The 24146-nt window shown below is 42.1% G+C and carries 17 protein-coding genes; 10 read left to right on the top strand and 7 right to left on the bottom strand.

Annotation, left to right across the window (positions count from 1 at the left end):
- The first annotated feature begins 606 nt into the window (after positions 1-606).
- The 3 genes from AAFP11_RS18540 to AAFP11_RS18530 all read left to right on the top strand — a co-directional run bounded on the left by AAFP11_RS18540 (position 607) and on the right by AAFP11_RS18530 (position 5539).
- Positions 607-3396, top strand: coding sequence for a tetratricopeptide repeat protein (locus AAFP11_RS18540; protein ID WP_341738419.1), 2790 nt, complete (start codon positions 607-609; stop codon positions 3394-3396).
- A gap of 105 nt (positions 3397-3501) precedes the next feature.
- A complete protein-coding gene (locus AAFP11_RS18535; RefSeq protein ID WP_341738418.1) occupies positions 3502-4503 on the top strand; it encodes an FkbM family methyltransferase in 1002 nt (333 codons plus the stop codon).
- 112 nt (positions 4504-4615) lie between these two features.
- A complete protein-coding gene (locus tag AAFP11_RS18530; RefSeq protein ID WP_341738417.1) occupies positions 4616-5539 on the top strand; it encodes a methyltransferase domain-containing protein in 924 nt (307 codons plus the stop codon).
- Between the two features lie 44 nt (positions 5540-5583).
- On the opposite strand, the gene AAFP11_RS18525 is transcribed toward AAFP11_RS18530, so the two are convergent.
- The 5 genes from AAFP11_RS18525 to AAFP11_RS18505 form a co-directional block, all read right to left on the bottom strand.
- Complete coding sequence (locus tag AAFP11_RS18525; RefSeq protein WP_341738416.1) at positions 5584-6786, bottom strand: glycosyltransferase family 4 protein; 1203 nt, start codon at positions 6784-6786, stop codon at positions 5584-5586.
- A gap of 57 nt (positions 6787-6843) precedes the next feature.
- Positions 6844-8100 carry a glycosyltransferase gene (locus AAFP11_RS18520; protein ID WP_341738415.1) on the bottom strand — a complete coding sequence of 419 codons (1257 nt, stop codon included), beginning with the start codon at positions 8098-8100 and terminating at the stop codon, positions 6844-6846.
- A 21-nt stretch (positions 8101-8121) separates the two neighbouring features.
- Positions 8122-9390, bottom strand: a complete 1269-nt coding sequence (locus tag AAFP11_RS18515; RefSeq protein WP_341738414.1) for a glycosyltransferase family 4 protein — start codon at positions 9388-9390, stop codon at positions 8122-8124.
- Positions 9391-9507: 117 nt separating this feature from the next.
- Complete coding sequence (locus tag AAFP11_RS18510; protein WP_341738413.1) at positions 9508-10467, bottom strand: GDP-mannose 4,6-dehydratase; 960 nt, start codon at positions 10465-10467, stop codon at positions 9508-9510.
- Positions 10468-10635: 168 nt separating this feature from the next.
- The gene (locus AAFP11_RS18505; protein ID WP_340541415.1) at positions 10636-11247 is read right to left on the bottom strand and encodes an aspartyl protease family protein; all 612 of its coding nucleotides are present in this window, start codon (positions 11245-11247) and stop codon (positions 10636-10638) included.
- Positions 11248-11553: 306 nt separating this feature from the next.
- On the opposite strand from AAFP11_RS18505, the gene AAFP11_RS18500 reads away from it, so the two are divergent.
- The 7 genes from AAFP11_RS18500 (at position 11554) to AAFP11_RS18470 (ending at position 21167) form a co-directional block, all read left to right on the top strand.
- Positions 11554-16167, top strand: coding sequence for a tetratricopeptide repeat protein (locus AAFP11_RS18500; protein WP_341738412.1), 4614 nt, complete (start codon positions 11554-11556; stop codon positions 16165-16167).
- 154 nt (positions 16168-16321) lie between these two features.
- The gene (locus AAFP11_RS18495; RefSeq protein ID WP_341738411.1) at positions 16322-17284 is read left to right on the top strand and encodes a hypothetical protein; all 963 of its coding nucleotides are present in this window, start codon (positions 16322-16324) and stop codon (positions 17282-17284) included.
- Positions 17272-18219 (top strand): NAD(P)-dependent oxidoreductase, encoded by a 948-nt coding sequence (locus AAFP11_RS18490; RefSeq protein ID WP_341738410.1) that lies wholly within the window; start codon positions 17272-17274, stop codon positions 18217-18219. The genes AAFP11_RS18495 and AAFP11_RS18490 overlap by 13 nt, the downstream gene beginning before the upstream one ends.
- Complete coding sequence (locus AAFP11_RS18485; RefSeq protein WP_341738409.1) at positions 18216-18932, top strand: class I SAM-dependent methyltransferase; 717 nt, start codon at positions 18216-18218, stop codon at positions 18930-18932. The genes AAFP11_RS18490 and AAFP11_RS18485 overlap by 4 nt, the downstream gene beginning before the upstream one ends.
- Positions 18929-19579 carry an HAD hydrolase-like protein gene (locus tag AAFP11_RS18480; protein ID WP_341738408.1) on the top strand — a complete coding sequence of 217 codons (651 nt, stop codon included), beginning with the start codon at positions 18929-18931 and terminating at the stop codon, positions 19577-19579. The genes AAFP11_RS18485 and AAFP11_RS18480 overlap by 4 nt, the downstream gene beginning before the upstream one ends.
- Positions 19569-19982, top strand: a complete 414-nt coding sequence (locus tag AAFP11_RS18475; RefSeq protein ID WP_293324938.1) for an FdtA/QdtA family cupin domain-containing protein — start codon at positions 19569-19571, stop codon at positions 19980-19982. Before AAFP11_RS18480 ends, AAFP11_RS18475 begins: the two co-directional genes overlap by 11 nt.
- Before the next feature lie 72 nt (positions 19983-20054).
- Positions 20055-21167: a DegT/DnrJ/EryC1/StrS family aminotransferase gene (locus tag AAFP11_RS18470; RefSeq protein ID WP_341738407.1), complete on the top strand. Its 1113-nt coding sequence runs from the start codon at positions 20055-20057 to the stop codon at positions 21165-21167.
- Between the two features lie 55 nt (positions 21168-21222).
- Here AAFP11_RS18470 and AAFP11_RS18465 read toward each other — a convergent pair whose 3' ends face one another.
- Positions 21223-23376, bottom strand: coding sequence for a TIGR04372 family glycosyltransferase (locus AAFP11_RS18465; protein ID WP_341738406.1), 2154 nt, complete (start codon positions 23374-23376; stop codon positions 21223-21225).
- Positions 23336-23995, bottom strand: a complete 660-nt coding sequence (locus AAFP11_RS18460; RefSeq protein ID WP_341738405.1) for an SIS domain-containing protein — start codon at positions 23993-23995, stop codon at positions 23336-23338. Before AAFP11_RS18460 ends, AAFP11_RS18465 begins: the two co-directional genes overlap by 41 nt.
- Between the last annotated feature and the right edge of the window lie 151 nt (positions 23996-24146).

The raw sequence follows: 24146 nt of genomic DNA, 5'->3' as shown, positions 1-24146 counted from the left end.
CTGATTGTCGGTACGATCGCCTGATTGTCGGTACGATCGCCTGATTGTCGGTATGATCGAATCAATGACGTGGCGATCGACTGACTGACTCTTTTAAGATACAAGGGGCGGGTTTTACGAATAATATAGGTAAAAAAAAACCATATCAATCAACCCGCCCCCGCCTCTCTCCCTCTGTGTCCTCTGTGTCCTCTGTGGTTAAATCATTCCGATACAACCGGAATTGATATTACGAATAATATAGGTAAAAAAAAACCAGCTTAATCAACCCGCCCCCGCTAAATGAATGTACGAAAAACTGAACCATACAGTTCCAGGTAGGGGCGGGTTTTACGAATAATATAGGTAAAAAAAAACAAACTTAATCAACCCGCCCCCGCTATCGATCGGGTGGGGTTCGGCGGGTTGATGTCGATCGTGTGTGGGTAGGGCAGATTAGGGGTAAAACCCGCCCCCACATTAGATCCTAGGTGGAGACATGATGTATCCATCAAAAAAACTTAACATTGCTGGAACAAGATTGCTAGATTTGGTGTCAAGACGGGCTATAATCGTTTTGCGTTTTGAAGACCTTAGTTAATTCCTGCCTCGGTTGCCACCACTCCTATGTCAACGACAGTCAACACAGAATCCACAGCCGTTAATTTTAACCAACAGGGAGAAACCTATTTATCCCAAGGGAAATTGGAAGAAGCCATCGCCTCCTGCGAGCAAGCTTTGAAGATTCACCCCAATTTTGCACCGGCTTACAAGACTTTGGGCAACGCGCTACAGGCTCAAGGCCGCATCGAAGAGGCACGACACTGGTACGCCAAGGCGATTGAAATTGAACCGAATTTTGCCGAGGTTTACGCCAATTTGGGTAGCATTTGTGCTCAGCAACAAAAGTGGCAGGAGGCGATCGCATTTTATCAAAAGGCGATCGCGATTAAGCCGAATTTCGCAGGAGTATACCGCAATTTAGCAAAAGTATTTGGGGAAGTTGGTAAGCCGGCGGAAGCTCAGGAATGCTGGTATCGGGCATTTTCTTTGGAACCAGAAAAGGCGAAACCGTCGGAACATTTGAGCATGGGCGATGCTTTTTTTCGCCAGGAAAAGTTGCCGGAGGCGATCGCCTGTTACGATCGGGCAATTAAGTTGGACCCGAATTTGGCGACGGCTTACCAAAGTTTGGGTGAGGCGCTGAAAAAACAAGGCAAGTTGGAGGAAGCGACTGTATATTATCGTAGGGCGATCGAGTTGAACGCTGCTCATGCGAGAAATGGTAGCGAGGGAGAGCAGACTTTGGCTGGGGCAAATGGGACAAATGGTGCTGTTAAGTCGCCACAAGTTCAGCCACAAATACCGCCACAAGTTCAACAACCACAGGTTCCACAACAAATCCCTGAACAAATATTGCGAAAACTACCTAAAGAAATATTGCAACAAATACCGCAGCAAATTAAACAACAAATTAAACAACAAGTTCAGCCACCTGTGAATGGGGGAATTAGTACCGAAGACCCAGAGGCATATAAAATACTGGCTGAGGGCTATTTTGCTCAGGGGAAATTGGAACAGGCAATTTCGGCTTGCAAAAAAGCGCTACAAATTAAGCCGGATGCGCCTCTATATAAAATGTTGGGTAATGCCTTGCAAGCTGGTGGCAAAATAGATGATGCTAAAACTTGCTATGTTAAGGCAATAGAAATTAATCCGAATTTTGCTGAAGCTTATGCTAATTATGGTAGCATTTGTGCCCAGCAGGAACAGTGGCAACAAGCGGTTTCGGCCTACGAAAAGGCGATCGCCCTGAAGCCAGATTTTGCCGGTGCTTTCCGCAATTTTGCCAAGCTGTTGACGCAGTTAGGGAAGTCGGAGGAGGCGGCCGAGTGTTCGTATCGAGCTTTTGCGATCGATCCTAAGTCTGGCACCGCTGAGGATTTGGAAAGTTTAGCTAAAACTTTGAGCGAGCAAGGTAAGGTAAATCAGGGCATTGATTGTTACCGACGCGCTGTTGAGTTGAACCCAAATGCAGGTGCTGCTTATCACGAATTGGGGGAAATTCTGAAGGGTCAAGAACAGTGGGAAGCGGCGGTAGATGCTTACAGGAATGCGATTAAAATTAATCCCGAACTTTCTTGGTCTCACAACAATTTAGCTGAGTCTCTGGTGAAGTTGGAACGGTGGGATGAGTCTGTTGATGCTTACCGGAAGGCGATCGAATTAAATCCTGATTTTAGCTGGTCTCATAACAATTTAGGCGATGTGTTGCTGAAGTTGGAACGGTGGGATGAGGCGGTAGAAGCATACAGGAAAGCAACAGAATTAAATCCTGATTTTAGTTGGTCTCACAATTATTTGGCCGATGCGCTGGTGAAGTTGGAACGGTGGGATGAGGCGATTGCGGCTTACCAAAGGTCGATCGAACTTAATCCTGACCATTTTTGGGCGCACAACAATCTTGCAGAAGCCCTGGTGAATTTGGAACGCTGGGATGAGGCTGTGGCTGCGTATCAGCGGGCTAATGAACTGAATCCGAGTTTTTTCTGGTCCCACAGCAAGTTGGGTGATGTGCTGTTGGAAATGGAACGGTGGGAGGATGCGATCGCTGTTTACCGGCGCGCGGCCGAGTTGAATCGCGATTTTGCGTGGACTTATTACAACATGGGGACGGCTTTTGAGAAGTTGGAACGGTGGGATGAGTCGATCGTTGCTTATCGCTGTGCTGTGGAAATTCAGCCGGATTTGCCGTGGATTTCGCAGAAGTTGGCTGATGCTTTGAGGATGCGATCGCAGTGGGATTTGCAGGATGCTATGGGTTTGTATCGAAGGGCGATCGGGCAGAATCCTGATGATGTGCAACTTTATCACAAGGCGTTGGAGATTTCGCCGAATGATGCTGGGCTTTATGTTGAGTTGGCGAATGCTTTGGTGCGGCAGAATTGGGTTGATGGTGCGATCGTCTTTTATCAGATGGCGTTGCAGGTTAACCCCGAATGCGGTGAAGCACAATTGCAGTTGGGGTTGATATTCGCGCAAAAGAATGATACCGATCGGGCGATAAACTGTTACCGTCGCGCTATTGAGGTTCAACCAAATCAGTATAAACCTTACCAATTGTTAGGGGATGCTCTGGGTGCAAAAGGTCAGCGTGAGGAAGCAATGAACTGTTACCGTCGCGCGATCGACTTAAAACCTGACGATCCCTATATCCACAACAATTTAGCGGATATGCTGCGACATCAAGGAGATTTGGAGGGGGCGATCGCTTGTTATCGCCGCGCCATTGAATTGAAACCTGATTTCTCTTGGTTCCACTATAATTTAGGCGAAGTTTTGACTAAGAAAGGGCAAATTGATGAAGCGAGTTCTTGTTACCGTCACGCCTTAGAGTTGGAACCCAAGATTTTCTAATTTTATGTGCAATTGAGCCTGTATTTTATAAGTTTGTGCAGGCTCAAACCTCCCAGTTACCACTAGAAGCAATCAAATCAATTGATAGAGAGTAGAGGAATTACCATGAACCCGGAAGAAGCTCAGTCCTTAGAAGCAGCCATTCAAAAAACTTTATCCACTCATGCTAAAAGTGATAAGAGTTATCTATGGATGGCATATCAAGTAATCTTTGAACGCGAAGCCGATCCAGAGGGAATAGCTATGTTTTTAAACCAGCTAAAAGAAGGATGGACTCGACCTACTTTAATTGCAAAGATGATTGAGTCTAATGAATTTCAACACCGCTTACCAGCAGGCACGCAGAGCTTTGCAAGTACAGAAAGTCAAGTATTAATCGAACTGGAAAATTTTAAAATCTATGCCATGACTAATGACACTGCCGTTGGTCAAACAATTATTAGTAGCAGAAGCTATGAACCTCATGTGACTGATGCTATTGTTAAACACTTAAAATCAGGCGATGTTTTTCTCGATCTGGGAGCTAACATAGGCTATTTCACTCTCCTAGCAGCAAGCATTGTTAAAAATGAGGGGAAAGTAATATCTTTTGAACCCAACCAATACAATAGACAACTGCTATATGCAAGTATCGTTGAAAATCAGTTTAAGAATATTACAGTTTATCCATTTGCGGTTTCAGATTGTCAACAAATTTTCAGATTAATGACATCAGGATCTAATGGTTGGGTAGTGGAGTTATCAGAGGAATCTGTAAATTATCAATTAGTGCAATCAGTGGTACTGGATGAATTGCTGCAATCAGAAAAAGAAATTAATGTAATTAAAATGGATATAGAAGGACACGAACCTATTGCACTGCGGGGTATGGAACAGATAATAAATAAACACCGACCTATTATTTTTACTGAGTTTCATCCCTATGCTGTTGGTGAAGGGTATTTAAAACAACTGACACAGTATAATTATCGGTTATTTATCATTGAAGAAGTAGGAAAAATTACGGAAGCTCCTGACACGACATTTGTGATGGATTTCTGGCAAAGACTAGCCGAAAAGGTTAATTTTGACAGAATACATCTTGACCTGATGGCTTTGCCTTTGTAACCATAAATTAGAGATATTCAAGCGAGTCGCGATCGCAAACTAGCCTGTATTTTCCATGTTGATGCTTAAAAAAGTCCATTAAAATACACTCATACCTATCAAAAGAACCATCATGAACCCCGAAGCAGCAAAGCATCTGGAAGCAGCCATTCAAAAAACTTTATCTACTCATGTCAAAAGCGACAAAAGCTATCTATGGATGGCTTATTGGGTCATATTTGAACGGGAAGCCGATCCAGAGGGGTTAGAAGGTTGGTTAGGTTTGCTAAAGGCTGGTGTGAGTCGAGCAAGCGTAGTACAAACGATGATTAAGTCAAGCGAATTTTACAAACGCATTTCAGGTGAAGAAAGCGAAAACCAAATTAATGAAAAGCTTCACAACGCCAGAATGGAAATGGTAAAACAACTCGTTCCACCAGCTCAAGTTATATTAGACTTGGGCGGTTATTCCTCAAGCGACCCAAGAGGTGCTTTGCTAAGTTTTGGCTATCCTCATGTGCCACAAAAGCTCTACATTTTAGATTTTCATCCCGACAAAATGATGTTTCCCGGGCCTGAATGGCCAAAACAAGTTAAATACGAAACCTGTGACATTGAATATGTGTATGGAAGTATGACTGACTTAGACTGTTTTCAGGAAGGCACTTTTGACCTAATTTGGTCTGGAGAATCAATAGAACACATCACCTCTGAAGATGCTGAAAAAGTTTTTTCAAAAGCCTACAAGTTATTAAAACCCGGTGGTAAGCTGGCACTAGATACCCCCAACAGACGAGCTACCCAGTTACAGTTTCCTAATAGTTATATCCATCCAGAACACAAGATAGAATACTACTATGAAGATTTGTGTAAACTTTTGGATAAGCACAACTTCAAAATTATTCAGAGCAAGGGAGTGATCGATCTATCAAGGTCAATTGAAACATCAAGTATGGAGCATTTCAAAAATGAGTTTATCAGCAGTGAAAAACTCAACGACAATCCCAATAACTCTTACTGTTTCTTCATCTGCTGTATGCGAGCAGAGGACTGTTAGAATTATTTATAACTGTAACGGGACTCTTCCTGAGTGTTTTGCCGTTAAATCTTTGAGCGATCTAGTTCCACCTGAGCTTGCAAAGCTGCTTGCTTCCAAGCTTGAGCCTGGGATTCAAAACAGCTTTTTTCTTCTATTGTCCTTGTAATATATTCAAGGCGACTTCTTATTTTTTTTCCCACTGCCTGCGGACTCAATAAAGACCTAATCTCGGAGGCTGCTCTCGCTCCTACTTGCTGTGCTTGCGAATAATTCTGAAACACATACTGCATTAAGGAACCAGCATGATCGATATCTGGTTCCGCCCAGATACTTCCTTTTGGATAAAGCCCATAATCTTGAGTTGTTTTCACCAGTTCATACTTAACTGGAAAACTATTGCCAACATTCATAAATTCGATATTAGACGAGTAGGCCGTGGCGATAGTCGGTTTGCCGTAGTACATCGCTTCCGCCATCGTCAAACCAAACCCTTCAGCCCGATGTAGGGAGACATAGCAGTTACAATTGTCAACTAAAGCATGGAGTTCTTCTTTCTTTAAATCCCCTTCTATAAACTGAATAGATGGCCAATCCTCTGCTTGGGCTTTTAGTTGTGCTTCCAGATGGAGAAACAGTGGATGGGGTCGATACTTAACGATGAGTAACACATCATCATTAGACTTCCCAAAAGCTCGTTTAAATGCCTCAATAGTAGCCAAGGGATTTTTTCGTTCAAAGCCGCTCCCAATGTCAAACATAAACAGAAAAATAAACTTGTCTTCGGGTAATCCCAAAACTTCTCTGCCCAATGAATTTGGCGGGATAGAAATGCTAGGTGGTAGCTTAAGAACAGGAATAGGCGATACTTCTGCTATGGCTTCAGCCGTGTAATTACTGTAAGTCCAAACCTCATCAAATATATCAAAGGCAAACCGCCCAAAATCAGGAAACTTTGGCAATTCCCATGCCCAGAATCCAATGTTATACCGATTTTTAAAATATGCAGGATTAATTAAGTCCAGTAATGATTTGTGAGGGTTGGTATGGATGAGGTTGATGGGATATGGGTTATCTTCAGAGAAATTTGTGTAACTAGAATCTAAGTTTCGCTGCGTATCTTCCCTCAGATCCTTGATTGCGAAGGGGATGTCTGCTGCTTCTATGGCTCGGAGAGTACCCCTGACGCCACCTCCGAGTCCAAATTCCCCTGTCACATGACCGACAACATTGATTCCAAAAGAATAATTTAGTCCTTCACTTATCATAGCCAGTTTTAATCTCCATCTAACATTTTTACTATTCTGGAAACCGGATCAATTCTACTACTTAATCGAACCTAGCCTTTGACACCGCTCTAGTTCCGTTTGAATTTGCAGTGCTGTTTGCCTCCATACTTGGACTTGGGATTGATATAAACCTGTTTCTGTTTGAATCTTACGGAGCCGACTCGATCGTGTAGGATGATTTATCCTGCTCATAATGTCTTCCAGACGAATTTTAATTTTGCTACCAACAGTTTGTGGACTCAGCAAAGACCTAATTTCACTGGCTGCTCTAGCTCCTACTTGCTCTGCTTCCTGATAGTTGTCAAAGACATACTGCATTAAGGATGCCGCATGATCTAAATCGGGTTCAGCCCAGACATTTCCTTTAAAATAGGGCCCATCGTCTTCAATAATTGTCACCATATCGTATTTCACCAAAAAACTATTACCGACATTCATAAATTCCATATTAGCCGAGTGAGCAGTGGCAATTACTGGTTTGCCATAGAACATCGCTTCCGCCATCGTCAGGCCAAACCCTTCCGCGCGATGCAATGAAACATAGCAGTTACAATTGTCAATTAAGGCATGAAGCTCTTCTTTATGCAAATGCTCTTCTATAAATTGAATTGACGACCAACCCTCTGTGTGCGACAAAATTTGCTCTTGCAGTTCAGGATGAAACTTCCCATTAGAAGACTTGATAAGGAGTAAGACATCCTTGTTTGATTTCCCAAAAGCTCGTTTAAATGCTTCGATTGTGCCTAGAGGATTTTTACGACTCAGCCGACTATGATAGTCGAATAAAAACAGAAAAATAAACTTGTCTTTCGGCAAGCCTAAAGCTTCTCTACCCAAGGAAGTATCGGGAAGATAAATGCTGTGTGGAACCTTGACCACGGGAATAGGCGATACCGCAGAAATGGCTTCAGCAGAGTAATTGCTGGGAGTCCATATCTCATCAAATGAATAAAAAGCATATAGCCAACCAGGGGGAAACAACGGCAATTCCCAAGCCCAGTAACCAATATTGTATCGCCCTTGAAAATAATCCGAACCTAAACTTTCCATTACTCCACCGATAGGTGGTGTATGAACGAGGTTGATAGCATAGGGTTGCTCGTCAGAGAAATTAGTGTAGGTAGAATCGAGATTTCTGTGCCAATCTACTTTAATATCCCTGATGGTAAAGGGAATGCCTACGGCTTCGAGTCCTCTCAGAGTGCCTCTCATACCTTCTCCAATGCCAAATTCGCCACTAGCGTGACCTGCAACATTGATGCCTAAATTAGAATTTTGTGTTTTCTGCAACATAGCGAATTTTGTACTTTTTTACTAATGATGATGAAACTGAAAGTGTTTTAGTTCTGTTTGCATTTGTAAGGCCGTCTGTCTCCAAGCTTGGGCTTGACGAGCCAATAAATCTCTTTCTGTCTGAAGTTCATGGAACCGATTTGACAACTGGGTATGATTAAGATTGCCACTGATAAATTCGAGGCGATTTTTAATTTTTATACCTACTGTTTGAGGACTTAATAAAGACCTAATTTCCTTGGCTGCTATTTTTCCTACTTTCTGAGCTTCCTGATAATTTTCAAAGACAGAATTCATTAGAGACGCAGCACGATCGATATCTGGTTCCGCCCAGACGCTACCTTTCGGGTAAGCTCCATAATCTTCTGTTGTTGTCACCAGTTCGTATTTAACCGGAAAACTATTGCCAACATTCATAAATTCCATATTAGATGAATAGGCTGTGGCTATTACTGGTTTGCCGTAGTACATGGCTTCTGACATTGTTAAACCGAATCCTTCAGCCCGATGCAGAGATACATAACAATCACAACTATTAACCAAAGCATGAATCTCTGCTTTTTGCAAATGTCCGTCTATAAACTGAAGGGATGACCAACCTTCAGCCAAATCAATTAATTCCTGTCGTCTTTCCGGGAAAAGATGAGCATTCGCAAATTTGAGAACGAGTAAAACATCTGGATTCGATTTACCAAAAGCTCGTTTAAATGCCTCAACGGTGGCAAAGGGATTTTTCCGTTCAAAGGAACTGCCAAAGTCAAACATGAATAGAAAAATAAACTTATCTTTAGGTAAATTGAGGTTTTCTCTGGTTAATAGTGGTTGGGGGAAGGCAAGGCTCACAGGAATTTTGAGTACAGGAACTTGGGAGACAGCCGCAAATGCTTCTGCACAAAAATTACTGGTAGTCCAGATTTCATCAAATAAATCAAAGGCCCACTGCCATTCAGAGGGGAAAACTGGCAATTCCCATAACCAGACACCTATATTGTATTTGCCTTTGAAATATTCAGAACCAATACCGGGAAAGTATCCAGCTAAAATCTGTTCAACCCAATTCGGGTTGGTTTGGACTATATTGATTGGATAGGGATTATCGTTGGAAAAGTTTTGATAACTGGTATCGGAGTTGGGTTGCCCACCCACCTTTAAATCGGTGACAGCAAAGGGTATTTTAGCTGCTTCCATTGCTCGGAGAGTGCCTCTAGCTGCTTCGCCTAGCCCAAAATCACCTGTTATATGACCTGCTAAATTTACACCCAAAGAATTATTTACTTGATGATTTAACATTCGTCTTGTTTTTTGCTCGCTTAAGGTTTATGAATAGGCTTTCACACTATTTAATTTATACCCAATTAAGTTTAATTTTGGGTTTATTAGGTATTTGGTAGAAGATTGACTAATTTATTAAAAATTAGCCTTTTGGGTCTCCACCATCATCTTTACTACATCGTGCATCTTATATTTTGCCTGCCAACCTAACTTTTCCTTCGCCTTAGCAGGGTTGCCTTTGCCAAGTGCAATTTCTGTCGGTCTGTACAAACTGGTATCTATGACTGTATGTTCCTCCCAGTCTAATCCCAAAGTGGCAAAGGATTGAGCAACAAATTCTTTTAAGGCATGGCTCTCCCCAGTAGCAATTACATAATCATCGGGTTCTGACTGCTGCAACATCAGATACATTGCTTCCACGTATTCGGGTGCCCAACCCCAGTCCCGCTGTACAGAAATATTACCCAATTGCAGCTTTTCTGGACTACCCGTCGCAATCCGGCAAGCTACTGATACAATTTTTTGGGTCACAAACCTGGCTGGTCTCAGAGGAGATTCGTGATTAAATAGGATACCAGAACAAGCAAACAAATCGTAAGCTTCTCGATAGTTGGCGACTTCCCAAAATGCTGTTGCTTTGGCAACTGCATAGGGACTTCTAGGGTGAAATGGGGTGCTTTCCTCGGCTGCTTTGCCTCCAGTGTCGCCAAAGCATTCGCTAGAACTGGCATTATATAGTTTTATTTTTCCTCCAGTAAAACGGATGGCCTCTAGGAGATTCAGTGTCCCGGTGGCAATGCTTTCTAGGGTTTCCACTGGTTGCTCGAAGGACAGCCCTACGGAAGTCTGACCAGCTAGATTGTACACCTCATCTGGCTGAATTTTGCTTAGGACTTGCAAAACGCTGCGAAAATCGTTGAGGGACATCGATTCTAGCTTTACTGATTCGCGGATGCCTAAGCGCGTGAGGTTGTTGAAGGTTGACATTTGGGCATCTCGCGATGTGCCACACACTGAGTAGCCTTTTTCGAGGAGCAATTTCGCTAAATAAGCTCCGTCTTGGCCGGATATACCACAAATTAGTGCTTTTTTCATAGGATTACCTCTAATTTTTTTGACAATCGCCTGTTTGTTGCTTGCTCAGTTTAATATATCTGTGGATACACTGAAGCCAAGTTTTGCTACTTGACTTGACATTCGTTCAAGTGTTCCCTACTCTGGTTAAGGCTATATCTTTATTAACTTAAAGTCGATTAAGGTAGTTTACTGTGTTCGCCGCTTAAAAATAATCGTCTCGTCAGCTTGCTTAAATTCTATATCAAACAAATCGAACACTACCTCCCTACCTAAAAGAATCTCCTCGCAAAAATCAGTTTGTGCCCAAGCGACAGGCGCAGTAAAAATATGACCATCCAAGTGTATTTCTACCTGTCGTAACAGGTATTCAATACTACCACCAACTCCTTCGGCTTGATTGTTAACCTCTTCAGATCCTTTAGTATAACCCAAATCTTCACCAAGTTTTTTCGTAATCAAACTAAGTTCTGCACCTGAATCAACCAGAATTTTCACTGTTACGGTATGCTGAAATTTTAATAACAACTCGTATTTAGGTTGCCAATCGTGAGATTTTAATGTTCTCATTCTGACTGGATAAAATCTGACCGGATCGACAAACTCGCTTTCAAATATCCGTTCGATTACATAATCTAAACCTGATAAACTAGGATCGATCGCGTCCTTCATCTTTCGATAATCGCGATCGTGACTAATTATCCCCTGATGATTGTAAGCTATCCACTCGCCCCGATATTTTTTTAACTCCCGGCGATGAGCTTTATACCAATCACTAGCTGTCGGATATTCTGCTTCCATAATTAAATCACTTTTTTGTATTGTATAAAATAATCTGTGCTTCAGTAAATTTAGGTATTAGGGCTACTTTGCCCATTACCGTCGCGATTCAGACTTTTGCACCTCATTTTACTACATGGAACAAGTTTTGCCCGCTCGCCCCTAGTGGACTCCAGCCGTTACCGTCCCAATTATACCAGACCTCAAGCGAGTTAACGATATGTTGACAATAATCAAGGATGTATGATACAAAAGTCGATAGTTATAAATTCAGCAAAGCTGCTGGGTGTAAACATAATATTAATAACTTTAAAGTAACTTGGCAAAATGAACGAGCAAATGGCTGTGACTGAGTTGGACAAAGGCAATCAATTTCTGCAAGAGGGAAAACTAGAAGACGCGATCGCCGCCTACCGTCTTGCCAGTGAGCTAAATCCTGACTACTCTTGGTGTCACCACAATTTAGGGGAAGCTTTAGCAAAATTAGGTCAATTTGAGGAAGCGATCGCAGCTTTTCGTCGCGCCCTAGAACTTAAACCAGATTTTTCGTGGAGTTACCATCACCTAGGGGATGCCCTAGCTCAACAGGAACAGTGGGAAGAATCGGTTATAGCCTTCGGTAAGGCGATCGAACTTAATCCCCAACATTTTGGGACTTACGTGGGGCTAGGTAATTGCTTAGCAAAAATGGGTCAGTTGGATGAGGCGATCGCGGCTTACCGGCGCGCCAGTGAACTTGAGCCAGAGGCGGATTGGATTCAGTATAAACTGGGGGAATTGCTGCAACAGCGAACTCAGTTGGATTTGGAAGGGGCGATCGCAACAGAGGCTAGCCTGTGTTACTACAAGGCTTTTGAACTCAATCCCAATAATAGGCAAGCTAATCAAAAACGTCCTCGGGTTTATGACTGTTTTGCCTTTTTCAATGAACTAGATGTTCTAAAAATTAGGATAGAAGAACTCAAGGATGTTGTAGATAAGTTTATTTTAGTAGAAGCTACAAAAACATTTAGTGGCAACCCCAAACCGCTTTATTACCAAGAATTCAGCCATGAGTTTGCTGAGTATCAGGATAAAATCATTCACTATGTTGTTGATGATATGCCAGAAGTTATCAATGGCGATCGGTGGCCTCTGGAGATTCACCAGAGAGATTGTATCATTCGACCTTTGAGACTTATACCCTGTGACGATTCCGACATTATTTTAATAAGTGATATAGATGAAATCCCTAGAAAAGACAAAATAAGAGACGCTATAAACCTGTTGTCAGATAGTGATTTTGTCATATTTACTCACGATCTGTATTATAATAATCTAGGGGATTTTCAGACTCATTGGTGGTGTGGTACTGTAGCTTGTAAATACAAAGATTTTAAAATTAGAACGGCCAACCAAGTTAGGAGGTCTGACGAAGGTTTTTGGAGTCCAAATTGGAAAGCAGCAGATATTAGAAAGGAAGGCTTTCAACACCCTTACATTGAGAAGGGGGGGTGGCATTTTACTTCTTTTGGTGGAGGCACAAAAACCAACAGGTACAAAGTGCAGAGTTATGCTCATGCAGAGGGAGATAATTCTAAGGAAACAGGAATTCCTTTGATCGATTTTCATGTAGCAAGACCGACCAACGATGAAGACTCTCTTGGCAAATACTATTACGACATCAGAGATGTTGAAGGTAAAGACATACCCGATTATCTAAAAAAAAATATTCGTCAATACAGACACTTCTTAAAGCCCAAATTGACGCAAATGGCGATTGCTCATGCAGATTTGCATCTAGAACTAGCATCAGGTATCTATAAAGAAAATTTAGAGATAGCCGTTAATCTGTGGTGCTGTGCAATGCAATTAAATCCACAAATTGGCAAAAAACAGAGCTTTTTGTCTGAATTGCAACCTGTAGATTATTTTCAAATTTCTCCACAACAACTGTGTAATCGATCTGGTAAACTGATTCAAAATGAAAAGGGCTATCAGTTGGTGAGTTTTCCAGAACCCGGTCAATTACCATTAGTTTCTTTCGGTCCTTATATTAGTGTGCCTGACGGTCTGTACCGAATCAAGATAGATATTGAAATGGATACCATAGAGGTGAAAGAAACAAATAATCATCATATTTTTGGGTTTAAATTTGACATGGTTAGTGGTCCCGGTAACGCGGTATTTTGGGAGGAAAAAGTAGCTATTGGTGATAATGTGACAGAATTTTATTTAGAATTAAGGAATGCTATACAATTAGAAATTAGATTTTTTTCTACTGGTAAAAAGTTTTCGATTAATAATATAGAGTTAGCGTTACTTTATCGCCTAGAGCCTAATCAATCAATTAATTATGCGCCAGATTCCGGTAACAAGCGAGACATGAATATTCAATGTTTAAAGTCAGGAAAAACTTTAACTGAACAAGGATATTTTGAAAGTGCGATCGCTTCTTCTTATCGTCGCGCCGAACTAAATCCAGATGTGCTGCAAGCCTATCGCAATCTTCTGATAATTGAACAAGATAATTGGGAAATTTGGTGGTACTTAAGCAAGGCATTAGTGAAACTAGAGGAATGGGAAAAAGCTATCGATTTTTGCCAGAGAGCGATCGAGCTTAACCCAAAAGAAGCCTTAATTCACTATCAATTAGGGGAAATTCTTGAAAAACAGGAGCATCAAGAAGAAGCGATCTTCTCATACCGCAGAGCTATTGAGATCGATCCATCTTTGATGTCAAATGATAACTCTCGCGCAAAAGTATTGGCTAAATTGCTTCAGATGAAGCAATTCCCACCCCAGGAAAAGTTATTTTTGGAAACCACAACTCACCTCACAGATGCAGATTTTATACAAGCATCCTTCTGTACTTATCTGAAACGTTCTCTACAGGATGAAGGAATTGCTGAATTTCTGGGACTTACCCGATCGCTGACCCGGCAGCAAATACTTGCGAGCATCTCTAGCTCACAGGAATTTCAGATGAGGTGGGGATTTTGTTTATCCGCAGCATTGTCACTATCTTTTGAGGAACTGTACTGGCATACAGGAAGCTATTTTGCAAAACAAGGGCTTTGGGAAGAAGCGATCGCAGCCTACCACAAAGCCATTATCCTCAAACCAGAAATCGCGATCGCTTACAGCCGTTTGACAGAAGATAGCGAAACTCAAAAAGAAATAGATGAGCAATCAGCTTTAAGGTCGAGTTTTTTTAAGTCCATACTAACCAATCCAGACTCTTCAGAAATATACACTTGTCTCGGAAAAATTTTAGCAATCAGAGCTAGGTTTGGGGAAGCAATAGAAATGTATCAAAAAGCAATTTTGTTACTAACTGACTCTTCAAAACACGGAGAAATTTACTCAGAAATAGGACAAGCACTTTTATCGAGTCATCAGCTAGACAAAGCTCTAGATTATTTTCAAATATTAGTTAAAATGAATTTTGTTAAAAAAGAAACATATAGCGCAATCGCACATATATATTCTCAAACTGACAATGTTGATTTAGCAATTAGTTTTTTTCATAAAGCTCTCGTTCTCGATTCACAAAACTCAGAATATTATATCCATCTAGGTCATTGTTATTGCCGAAGCAATAATTTAGATTTAGCAATTAGCTGTTACAAAAACGCTATAAAAAATCCCCCGGTACACCATCATGCCTATACGTCCTTAGTGAATTGCCTCGTAGCACAAAACAAGCAAGAAGAAGGCTTTTTTGTTATTCAAAATTTAATAAACTTAAATATTCCCTTATCTTACACAGAAAAACTAGGCTTAGTCCAGCTTATGGAAAAAATGGGTTGGTCAGAAGAAGCAAATACTTATCTTCAAAAACTACAACTTCATCCACCTATTAAAGGAACATATGACTCCGCGAAAGACTGGGCTGTTTCCTCTAGTCTAGAAATCAGCAACTATATAGAAATACATCCACCCCACTTAGTAGAGTTTCCCAATCCCCCGAAAACAATAGATCAAGACTTAGATCCTAGAGTAGCGATTCCCAATCAATTTGACTCTCCAAAAACCTTCGTTGTCATAGTACCCAAAGGACGATATTTTGCCTGGCATACTACTACAGGAGTTATCACTTCAGATGACAAGCTGTTGAATGATATTACTACTAATTTTTCAGATCCTCATAATCTACCTGTTTACAATATTGAAGGAACCGTAGCTGCTTTATCAGCGAATACAGGTAATAATTATTATCATTGGTTGTATGATATGCTACCTAGATTTGGACTGCTAGAAATGAGCGGTATAGATATAGACAGCATCGATATTTTTTTAGTCAGTGGATATTTTTTAAACGCTCAAAAAGAAACTCTGGAACTTTTAGGTATTCCCTCCCATAAAATTATAGACTCTGTGACTTATCCTCATATCAAAGCCGATAGGTTAATTGTTCCATCCTATGCAGGAATAGTCAACCATCCAACTAAATGGATAGTTGATTTTTTGAGGGATAAATTTTTGCCACTGGCTGATAATTCACAATCAGAGCATCCAGAAAGAATATATTTAACTCGGCGTAGTGCCACATCTCGTAAAATAATTAACGAAGATGAAGTGTTAAACCTTTTGCAAGAGTATGGGTTTACTAATATAGACCCTGCTAGTCTTTCTCTAGCTGAACTAGCTCCCCTGATGGCGAATGCTAAAGTTGTCATAGGTTATGGAGCAGGGAATGCTAACTTATTTTTATGCAGCCCCGGAACTAAAGTAATAGAACTTTTTTCCCCTTATTTCATAGGTCCCAATTACAGAATGATCTGTCATCATCTTGGTCTAGATTACTACTACTTGCTCGGCTCAGAAGGTATTATGTGTCCTTACTTACGCCAACTGATTTATTCAGGAGATGGTATGGTAGATAATTTGGTCAGTCTAGATGCCCTCAAACAATTGTTCAAGCTGGCTCGAGTCGAACCGAGGAGGAGAGAACTATGAGGTAAAAAATTAACTTAGGAATTTTATGCTCGCTTACTGATAGATGAGGAATAATTCAATGGCTAGGATTTTAATCGGAGGCTCAGGTGGGGCTCCATCTAACAACTTTATCCGCTCATTACGCGAATCCTCGCGTAACGATCATTTGATAGGGATGTCTTGCATTCCTTCAGATTTATTCTTAGCAGATACTGAAGAAAAGTATCTGGTTCCTTATGCAGTAGATCCGGAATATCCACAAGCAATACTGAGTCTATTGCAGAAGAGTAAACCCGACTTCTTACACCTACAAAATGATTTTGAGGTACTAGCTATCTCTCGCCTTCGAGAGCAAGTTGAAGCACTAGGAGTCAAGCTTTTTTTGCCGGCCTCAGATACGGTGGAAAACTGTGTAGATAAGTATGAATCCTACAAGATTTGGAGTCAAGCTGGGATTAAAGTGCCTGAAACTATCATGCTCCATACTCCAGAAGACCTAAAATGGGCATTTGAAAAATTTGGTCAGAAGGTTTGGGTGAGAGCCGTTACTGGAGGTGGCGGACGTTGGGCACTCCCAACGGATAACTTTGATTTTGGCAAGTTATGGATCGATCGTTTTCAAGGTTGGGGTGAATGTACAGCAGCAGCGTGCCTAACTTCCCAGAGCATTACTTGGCTATCCATTTGGTACGAGGGAGAACTGGTAGTAGCACAAACCAGGCGACGGAGAAGTTGGAACTTTGGCAACCGTACACTTTCTGGAGTCACTGGAATTACAGGGGTTGCGGAAACCTGTTCCGATACGATTGTAGACCAAGTGGCTCAAGATTCTATCTTAGCAATTGACCCGAAGCCACACGGAATATTTGGGGTAGACATGACCTACGACCAAGAAGGGTGGCCTAATCCTACGGAGATTAATATTGGTCGCTTCTTTACCACCCATTACTTTTTTACTAAAGCTGGGTTAAATATGCCAGAAATCTACTCTAATATTGCTCTAGATGGACAATTCCCCACTCTCGATCGTAAAATTAATCCACTACCGAATGGCTTGGTGTGGATCAGGGGTATGGATGTGGAACCTGTGATGACAACTGTTGAAGAAATGGAAAAAATGGAGCAATGCCAGCTTTGAATTTATTGGATGGAAAGACAGTTTTAGTGACTGGTGCTACTGGGTTCATTGGCACTCATCTAGTGCGTCGTCTGTCCCAGAATCCGGGTATTCATCTAGTGCTTCTCACCAGAAAACCTTTGACCCAAAGTCAATATGGCATAACTTCGGTAGCAGCAGCTCTCGACCAACTGACCCCAGAAACATGGCAAGCAGCAGGGATAAACGAAATCAATACGGTATTTCACCTGGGGGCATTCATTCCCAAAAGTAGTGATGCTATCAATTTGGTAGAACAGGTATACAGAGACAATCTTTTGGGAACCCGCAGTTTGCTAGAAAGTTTGCCAACTCCGCCTCAACAGATTGTTTTTGCTAGTACCATTGATGTATATGCTCCACTGCCTGACGGCGTAGCTTTGAGTGAATCTTCACCAGTTGAACCTGGTAGTTTGTATGGGGCATCTAAACTATTTTGCGAACTATTGATTCGCTCCTATGCTCGCCAGCGAGGTTGCAATTGCGCTATTTTGCGTTACGGTCATATATTCGGTCCGGGCGAAGGAGCTTATAAGAAGTTAATCCCGCAGACAATACAGCGATTGCTCCGAGATGAAGCTCCTATTTTGTATGGGGACGGGAGTGCAGAGCGGGATTTCTTGTATGTGGAAGATGCAGTTGAAGCAACTTTGCGAGCTGCTACTTCCGAGATTCAGGAACTCGGCCCCGTCAACATAGTGCGGGGAGGATCGAGCTCAATCCGCAGTATCACTGAAACCCTCATCCAACTTACTGGTTTTTCAGGGAGTATTCAATATTTAGCGGATAAGCCAAACGGACAGTCTTGGCGTTTTGACAGTATAAAGATGCAGGAACTTCTAGGAAAATGGAAACTTATTTCCCTAGAAGAGGGACTAAAAGAAGAAGTTAATTATTTTCGGAGTTATAGCCAATGAGCCATATTGATGAACAAACCAGAGTTGAACAAATATCAGATTGGTATTTACGGGACCAGCTTGATTTTGACAAGCGGTTAATTGGCTTCCGCTACCAAAGTCTCAAACCTCATCTGCAAGGTCCAGAAGGATTAGAACTCGGACCAGCAGAAGGCGAAATGACCCAATTTTTGTTACAAGACTTTGCCAGATTAACCTCAGTAGAAGGCTCCGGTGATCTGTTGGCAAATATTCCTGATGCTCCTAATTTACTAAAGGTACACGCACTATTCGAGGATTTTGAACCGGATAGCCAATTCAACACTATTGTTATGGAACATATACTGGAACATATAGACGAACCAGTGGCGTTATTGCAACGTGCCAAACAGTGGCTAGCTCCCGGAGGAAAAATTCTCGCAGGTGTACCAAACGGCAATTCTATTCATCGGCTTGTAGCTGTCAAAATGGGGCTGCTGAAACATTCTTGCGAACTCAATAAACGAGATTATGCCTTGGGGCATCGCCGAGTGTACACCCCTGAAACATTTAGGCAGGACTTAGAAGCGTCAGGTCTTTGTATTGCTGAAATGGGGGGTGTATTTTTCAAACCAGTTTCCAATCAGCAGATTCAGGAAAACTGGAACCAAGAGATGATTCAAGGTTTTTATGAATTAGGTAAGGATTTTCCAGAGTATGCGGCAGAATTGTATGCTGTTTGTGAACTGCCATGATTCAATTCGTTATTCTCGACTTAGACGGCCCAATTTTGGAGGGAAAATTTCGACATTATGCCTGTTATAGTCAAATTTTGACGGAACAAGGCTATACACCAATTAGCTTAGAAAGCTATTGGCAGATGAAGCGAGAGCAAGTGAATCGTAGAGGACAGTTAGCAGCGTCTGGAGCTGAATCAATTTATGAACAATTCTTACAGGCTTGGTTGGAATTAATTGAACAGCCACAATTTCTGAAATTAGATTGCCCACAACCGGGTATAATAGATAAGTTACAACAATGGCGCGATTCGGGACTTCAATTAATTTTGGTCACTCTGCGACGCTACCCAGAACGGCTTCATGCTCAACTGGTTGAATTACGGTTAGATACTCTTTTAGATTATGTATTGCCGTGCGATCATCAATTAGGAGCAAATGGCAAAGTAGCACAAGTTAAAAAAGTAGTTCCCCAGGTATCTGGTGAAAATTCTATTTGGATTGGCGATACTGAAGTAGATGTTGAAGCTGCCCGATTGTTGGGATGCCCCATCTGGGCTGTTACCTGCGGTCTTCGGACAGAATTATACTTAGCATCACTATCTCCTGATTTTTTAAGTTCTGACTTAGTAAGTATTAATTTGAGGTGTTTAGATGGGAATTGAGCAATGTCGCATTATTGAATTACCCAAAATTTCCGATCCTAGAGGAAACTTAACTTTTGTTGAGGCTAATAGACATATTCCCTTTGATATAAAGCGGGTTTACTATCTTTATGACGTTCCAGGGGGATCGGAACGGGCGGGTCACGGCCATAAGCAATTGCAGCAACTATTTATTGCTATGTCAGGGAGTTTTGACATACTCTTAGATGACGGGCACGAAAAAAAGAAGTATCATATGAACCGTTCTTATAACGGGTTATATGTTTGCCCTATGATATGGCGAGACCTTGATAATTTTTCATCAGGAGCGGTTTGCATGGTTTTGGCATCTGATTACTACGATGAGTCGGACTATTACCGTGAGTATCAAGATTTTATTGAAGCTGTAAATCAGAAGAAGTGAATATGACCTCACAAAAAATAATAAATTTCAGTACAGACTCAGTTTAAATATTTGACTAAGGAGTGAATGTCGATGCTTATTCCATTTCTGGATTTAAAAGCACCTTATCTCGAACTAAAGGAAGAATTCGATACTGTTTACCAGCAAGTAATGAACTCTGGCTGGTATCTGCTCGGACAAGAATTAGAAGCGTTTGAAGTGGAGTTTGCTGCCTATTGCGAAGCGAAATACTGTATAGGAGTGGGTAATGGTTTAGAAGCTTTACACTTAATCTTGAGAGCTATGGATATTGGTCCGGGTGATGAAGTGATCGTGCCAGCTCATACTTACATTGCTACCTGGCTGGCAGTTTCCTATGCCGGAGCTACGCCAGTTCCCGTCGAGCCAGACAAAAACACCTATAACATTGATCCAGCCCTAATCGAAGCTGCGATTACAGAACGCACCAAGGCAATTTTACCAGTGCATCTTTATGGTCAACCGGCTGACATGGACTCTATCAATCAAATTGCAGCAAAATATGGGTTGAAAGTCATTGAAGATGCGGCTCAAGCTCACGGCGCACGTTACAAAGGTCGTCGGGTTGGGAGTTTAGGAGATGCTGCGGGATTTAGTTTTTATCCTGGAAAGAACTTGGGCGCTTTTGGAGATGGGGGTGCAGTTGTAACCAACGATCATCAAATTGCAGATCGAGTAAAAATACTCCGCAACTATGGATCTAAGGTTAAGTACCACAACGAAGAAAAAGGATTCAACTCTCGGTTGGATGATGTGCAAGCAGCATGGCTGCGAGTCAAATTAGCGAAGCTAGACGAATGGAATGAACGGCGACGGTTGATAGCTAGTTTTTATCTTCAAGCTCTTGATGTTTGCCCCGGTTTGAGATTGCCTTATGTGCCAGAGTGGGCTGAACCTGTTTGGCATTTATTCGTTATCTGTCATCTCGATCGTACTGAATTGCAAAAGCATTTTTCCAATACAGGCATTGGCACTTTAATTCATTATCCAATTCCACCACACTTGCAGTCAGCTTATGCTGAACTAAATTTGCCACCCCGAAGTTTAATAGTATCGGAAATGTTAGCCAAGGAGGTACTCAGTATTCCTATAGGACCTCATTTATCAAAAGAGAGTGTTAATAAAGTTATTTCAGAGATGCAGTCATTCGTCAATTTATCTCACTAATCGAGTTTGGCGATCGGTTTTTTAGGGAAGCCACAGACTCCCGATGTATCGGGCATCAACAGCCTGTTTGCCTCATTCCTAAGTCGCAATACTTTTGCAAGAAAGAGCGTCCCATCCGGCTATTGAAAGCACTCGGCCCATAAGGTGTTTGCAGAGAGTTGAAATGCTGTTGTAAAATTTCGTCTTCTTCTGTGTACTGAAATTTTCCTTCGAGTCGATCGAGCATTTCCAGTACCAAGTCATTAATCTCCTCTGGCGTATTATCCACCACTTTAATGCCCCAGGAGTAAAGAAGTTTGCTGTTGAGGTTGAAAAAGAAGCGAGGCGCAAGTGCTTCTTCAAAGGTGAGATAGCGATTTTCAACTTCAGACCAAGCAAGCTTGGGGATGAATAAATCCTGACTTTGCACTGAGCGTGCTGAAATTGGCCACATATTTGTTAGAGCACAGGGAGTTCCAAAAAGACATGGAATACAATTTAATCCTGAATTAGTTCCGAGAAAAAATCGGCAAGAAGTACCCAGAAAAACATCCATCCAATCGCTTTTTGCCTTAGTGTGAGCATAGTCAATGACCTGTGACATAGATGGTAAGGGTTTCATACTTGGATCTCCCATGCGGATGACCCAGCCACCACGGGCTACAATCAATTTTACCGCTAATAAGTAAGTATTAATATCAGCACTCCGGTGTGTAATCAGTCCTTCTGCTCGAAAGCCATCTTCTCGGACGTGGAGACACACAAACCAGGCATTTTTAGGCACTCCGAGGTCTTGCAAACAGTTCCAGCCTTGTTCATAATCTGATGGTGATATGGTGAGCAGCGGCGGGTTTCCCTCTCTTTCCCACTGTTTCTGAACTGCTGAGAAGGCGTAACCGACATCTACTATCTGTCCTTGGGCAATTTTTACGTGGAAAAGGGTATATTCCAAGCACCGCATAGTCTTTGCTAATGGCAGCAAGCGCTCAATTAGATCGGGGTCGGTGATAATGTGGAGATAGCGCCGCCAGTAGTTGAGCAAACAGGGATTGATGACTTGTTCGGGAGGTGCTAAAAGAATTGTGTGGTATTCAGGTCGCCAGCCGAGAATGCCCATTTTTATATAAATATCTATATTGATTGCTAGGTGTCCGATCGCTCCCAACCAAGGCCAGTTTGTGAAATATTCCGGCGTTATGAAGCGAATACCCAAATTTCCGAGGGGATGCTTTTCAAGCTGGGAGTTATATATGTCGATCGCACGTTCGGTAGAGTTGATTGATTCGTGTAATTTACCGACATCGTAAAAATTCCAGCTCAACATCATATGAGCTTCTACTAGCTTGAGGTAAGCTGCTGTCCAATTTGGGTTTAGGGCGATCGCTCTTTGGTAAATCTCAATTGCTTCTCCTAACTTCCCTTGCTGTATGAGTAAGTTGCCAAGGTTGAAAAGTGCCTCTTGCTCTAAAGAGGGTGTGTTTTGTTGTTCCTTAGCCTCATCTATTTCAGCTTGATCTATCAGTAAGTTGACCAGGTTGAGATGTGCTTCTTCTAAGTCAAAGTTGAGGGCGATCGCTTTTTTATAGCTCTCAATAGCCTCTCTCCGTCGGTTTTGCTGTGTTAATATTTTCCCTAATTTGCAGTGAAGTTCAGCATTTTCTGGTGCGAGGTTAATGGCCTTGCGGGTTTTGGCGATCGCAACTTCAAGCTGCCGCTGTTTTGTCAGGATTTCTGCTAAATTGCGGTAGTCATCCTTGACTGATGGATTGAGATTAATAGCCTGACTGTAATAATTGTCTGCTTCATCCCACCGCTGCTGTTTTACCAAGGATTCCGCAGCTTGACAGTACAAGGCTGCTGCTTCTTCGGTACGGCCTTGTTTGCATAGGGCTGCCCCTAAGCTGCTGTAAAATTTATAAAAATCTGGGGAAAGCTCAATGGCGCGGCGGTAGGAGGCGATCGCATCTTCCCACCGACAGAGTTTTGCCAAGGCTTCCCCTAAATTGTAATAAGACCAAACCGAATTAGGGTTGAGTTGAATAGCGCGATCGTAGGAAGTAACTGCTTCATCCCACCGCTCAAGTTTAGCCAATGCTTCCCCCAAGTTGTGGTGAGACAAATAAAACTTGGGGTTGTGTTCGATCGCTTGGCGGTAAGAGGCGATCGCCTCCTCTAATTTACCTTCCTGTTTAAGTTTGTTGGCTGCCTGAAAATAGCTTGCTGTCATCATTTACCGAACTATCAATTTCTGTTGCTGGTAACGAACCTTTCATCAACCCATCTAGAATACAATGACAGATGCACAAATGAGTAATTTCAGCAAATCCATAGGCCATTGTCGGCACGAAAAAGTTAATGTCTCCTAATTGACGCAGAGGGTTATCGGGCTTAAAAGCTGAAAGGGTGATGACATAGCAGCCCATTTGAGCTGCTTGACGAGCACCTGCTAGGATGTTGGCAGACTGTCCCGAACTGCTAATGGCAAATACGATATCTCCCGATTGGGCAAAGGTGGCGATCGGTTTGCTAAAAACTTGTTCGTAGCCGAAGTCGTTGCTGATGCAGGTGAGGAGAGCGCCGTCATTGAAGGCGATCGCCGGAAAGCCTCCATTTCGCCAGTAATCGATCGCCTGGTGACTAGCTACGGCTGCACTGCCGCCATTGCCAATAAATATTACTTTTTTTTGCTGTTGGCTTTGTTGAGATACCAAAGCTGCCGCCTGACTAATTGCTTCGGCAAAGGAAAGAGGCTGAGATTTTTTGTCAGTCGCTTCAAAGTTTTCGCTTAAATTTGCAAGTTGGCGGAAGTAATCGGTGGCAAAGGGAATCTGTGAGGGAAAGGTTTGCATTTAATTTTTCAGCTTTGGTATTAGTTGATGAGTCATATCAATTCCGGTTGCACGGGAATGATAATAACGGAGGACACGGCATTGCCGTTTCCCTAGCCCGATTAATTGTAGGGACACTCCAAGAGCCCAATGGTGTCAAGTTAAGAGTAAA

The sequence above is a fragment of the Microcoleus sp. CAWBG640 genome (genome assembly GCF_020883015.1).
In the GTDB taxonomy this organism is placed as follows: domain Bacteria; phylum Cyanobacteriota; class Cyanobacteriia; order Cyanobacteriales; family Microcoleaceae; genus Microcoleus; species Microcoleus anatoxicus.
The sequence above is the reverse complement of the archived record's forward strand: the minus strand, read 5'-3'. Positions and strand labels throughout refer to the sequence as shown.

What these genes read in the sequence shown, in the direction of transcription:
- AAFP11_RS18515 (WP_341738414.1), bottom strand. Translation starts at nt 9,390, where the DNA reads ATGTTAAATCATCAAGTAAATAATTCTTTGGGTGTAAATTTAGCAGGT.
- AAFP11_RS18510 (WP_341738413.1), bottom strand. Translation starts at nt 10,467, where the DNA reads ATGAAAAAAGCACTAATTTGTGGTATATCCGGCCAAGACGGAGCTTAT.
- AAFP11_RS18535 (WP_341738418.1), top strand. Translation starts at nt 3,502, where the DNA reads ATGAACCCGGAAGAAGCTCAGTCCTTAGAAGCAGCCATTCAAAAAACT.
- AAFP11_RS18495 (WP_341738411.1), top strand. Translation starts at nt 16,322, where the DNA reads ATGTCTTGCATTCCTTCAGATTTATTCTTAGCAGATACTGAAGAAAAG.
- AAFP11_RS18465 (WP_341738406.1), bottom strand. Translation starts at nt 23,376, where the DNA reads ATGATGACAGCAAGCTATTTTCAGGCAGCCAACAAACTTAAACAGGAA.
- AAFP11_RS18530 (WP_341738417.1), top strand. Translation starts at nt 4,616, where the DNA reads ATGAACCCCGAAGCAGCAAAGCATCTGGAAGCAGCCATTCAAAAAACT.
- AAFP11_RS18505 (WP_340541415.1), bottom strand. Translation starts at nt 11,247, where the DNA reads ATGGAAGCAGAATATCCGACAGCTAGTGATTGGTATAAAGCTCATCGC.
- AAFP11_RS18480 (WP_341738408.1), top strand. Translation starts at nt 18,929, where the DNA reads ATGATTCAATTCGTTATTCTCGACTTAGACGGCCCAATTTTGGAGGGA.
- AAFP11_RS18485 (WP_341738409.1), top strand. Translation starts at nt 18,216, where the DNA reads ATGAGCCATATTGATGAACAAACCAGAGTTGAACAAATATCAGATTGG.
- AAFP11_RS18520 (WP_341738415.1), bottom strand. Translation starts at nt 8,100, where the DNA reads ATGTTGCAGAAAACACAAAATTCTAATTTAGGCATCAATGTTGCAGGT.
- AAFP11_RS18460 (WP_341738405.1), bottom strand. Translation starts at nt 23,995, where the DNA reads ATGCAAACCTTTCCCTCACAGATTCCCTTTGCCACCGATTACTTCCGC.
- AAFP11_RS18540 (WP_341738419.1), top strand. Translation starts at nt 607, where the DNA reads ATGTCAACGACAGTCAACACAGAATCCACAGCCGTTAATTTTAACCAA.
- AAFP11_RS18490 (WP_341738410.1), top strand. Translation starts at nt 17,272, where the DNA reads ATGCCAGCTTTGAATTTATTGGATGGAAAGACAGTTTTAGTGACTGGT.
- AAFP11_RS18475 (WP_293324938.1), top strand. Translation starts at nt 19,569, where the DNA reads ATGGGAATTGAGCAATGTCGCATTATTGAATTACCCAAAATTTCCGAT.
- AAFP11_RS18470 (WP_341738407.1), top strand. Translation starts at nt 20,055, where the DNA reads ATGCTTATTCCATTTCTGGATTTAAAAGCACCTTATCTCGAACTAAAG.
- AAFP11_RS18500 (WP_341738412.1), top strand. Translation starts at nt 11,554, where the DNA reads ATGAACGAGCAAATGGCTGTGACTGAGTTGGACAAAGGCAATCAATTT.
- AAFP11_RS18525 (WP_341738416.1), bottom strand. Translation starts at nt 6,786, where the DNA reads ATGATAAGTGAAGGACTAAATTATTCTTTTGGAATCAATGTTGTCGGT.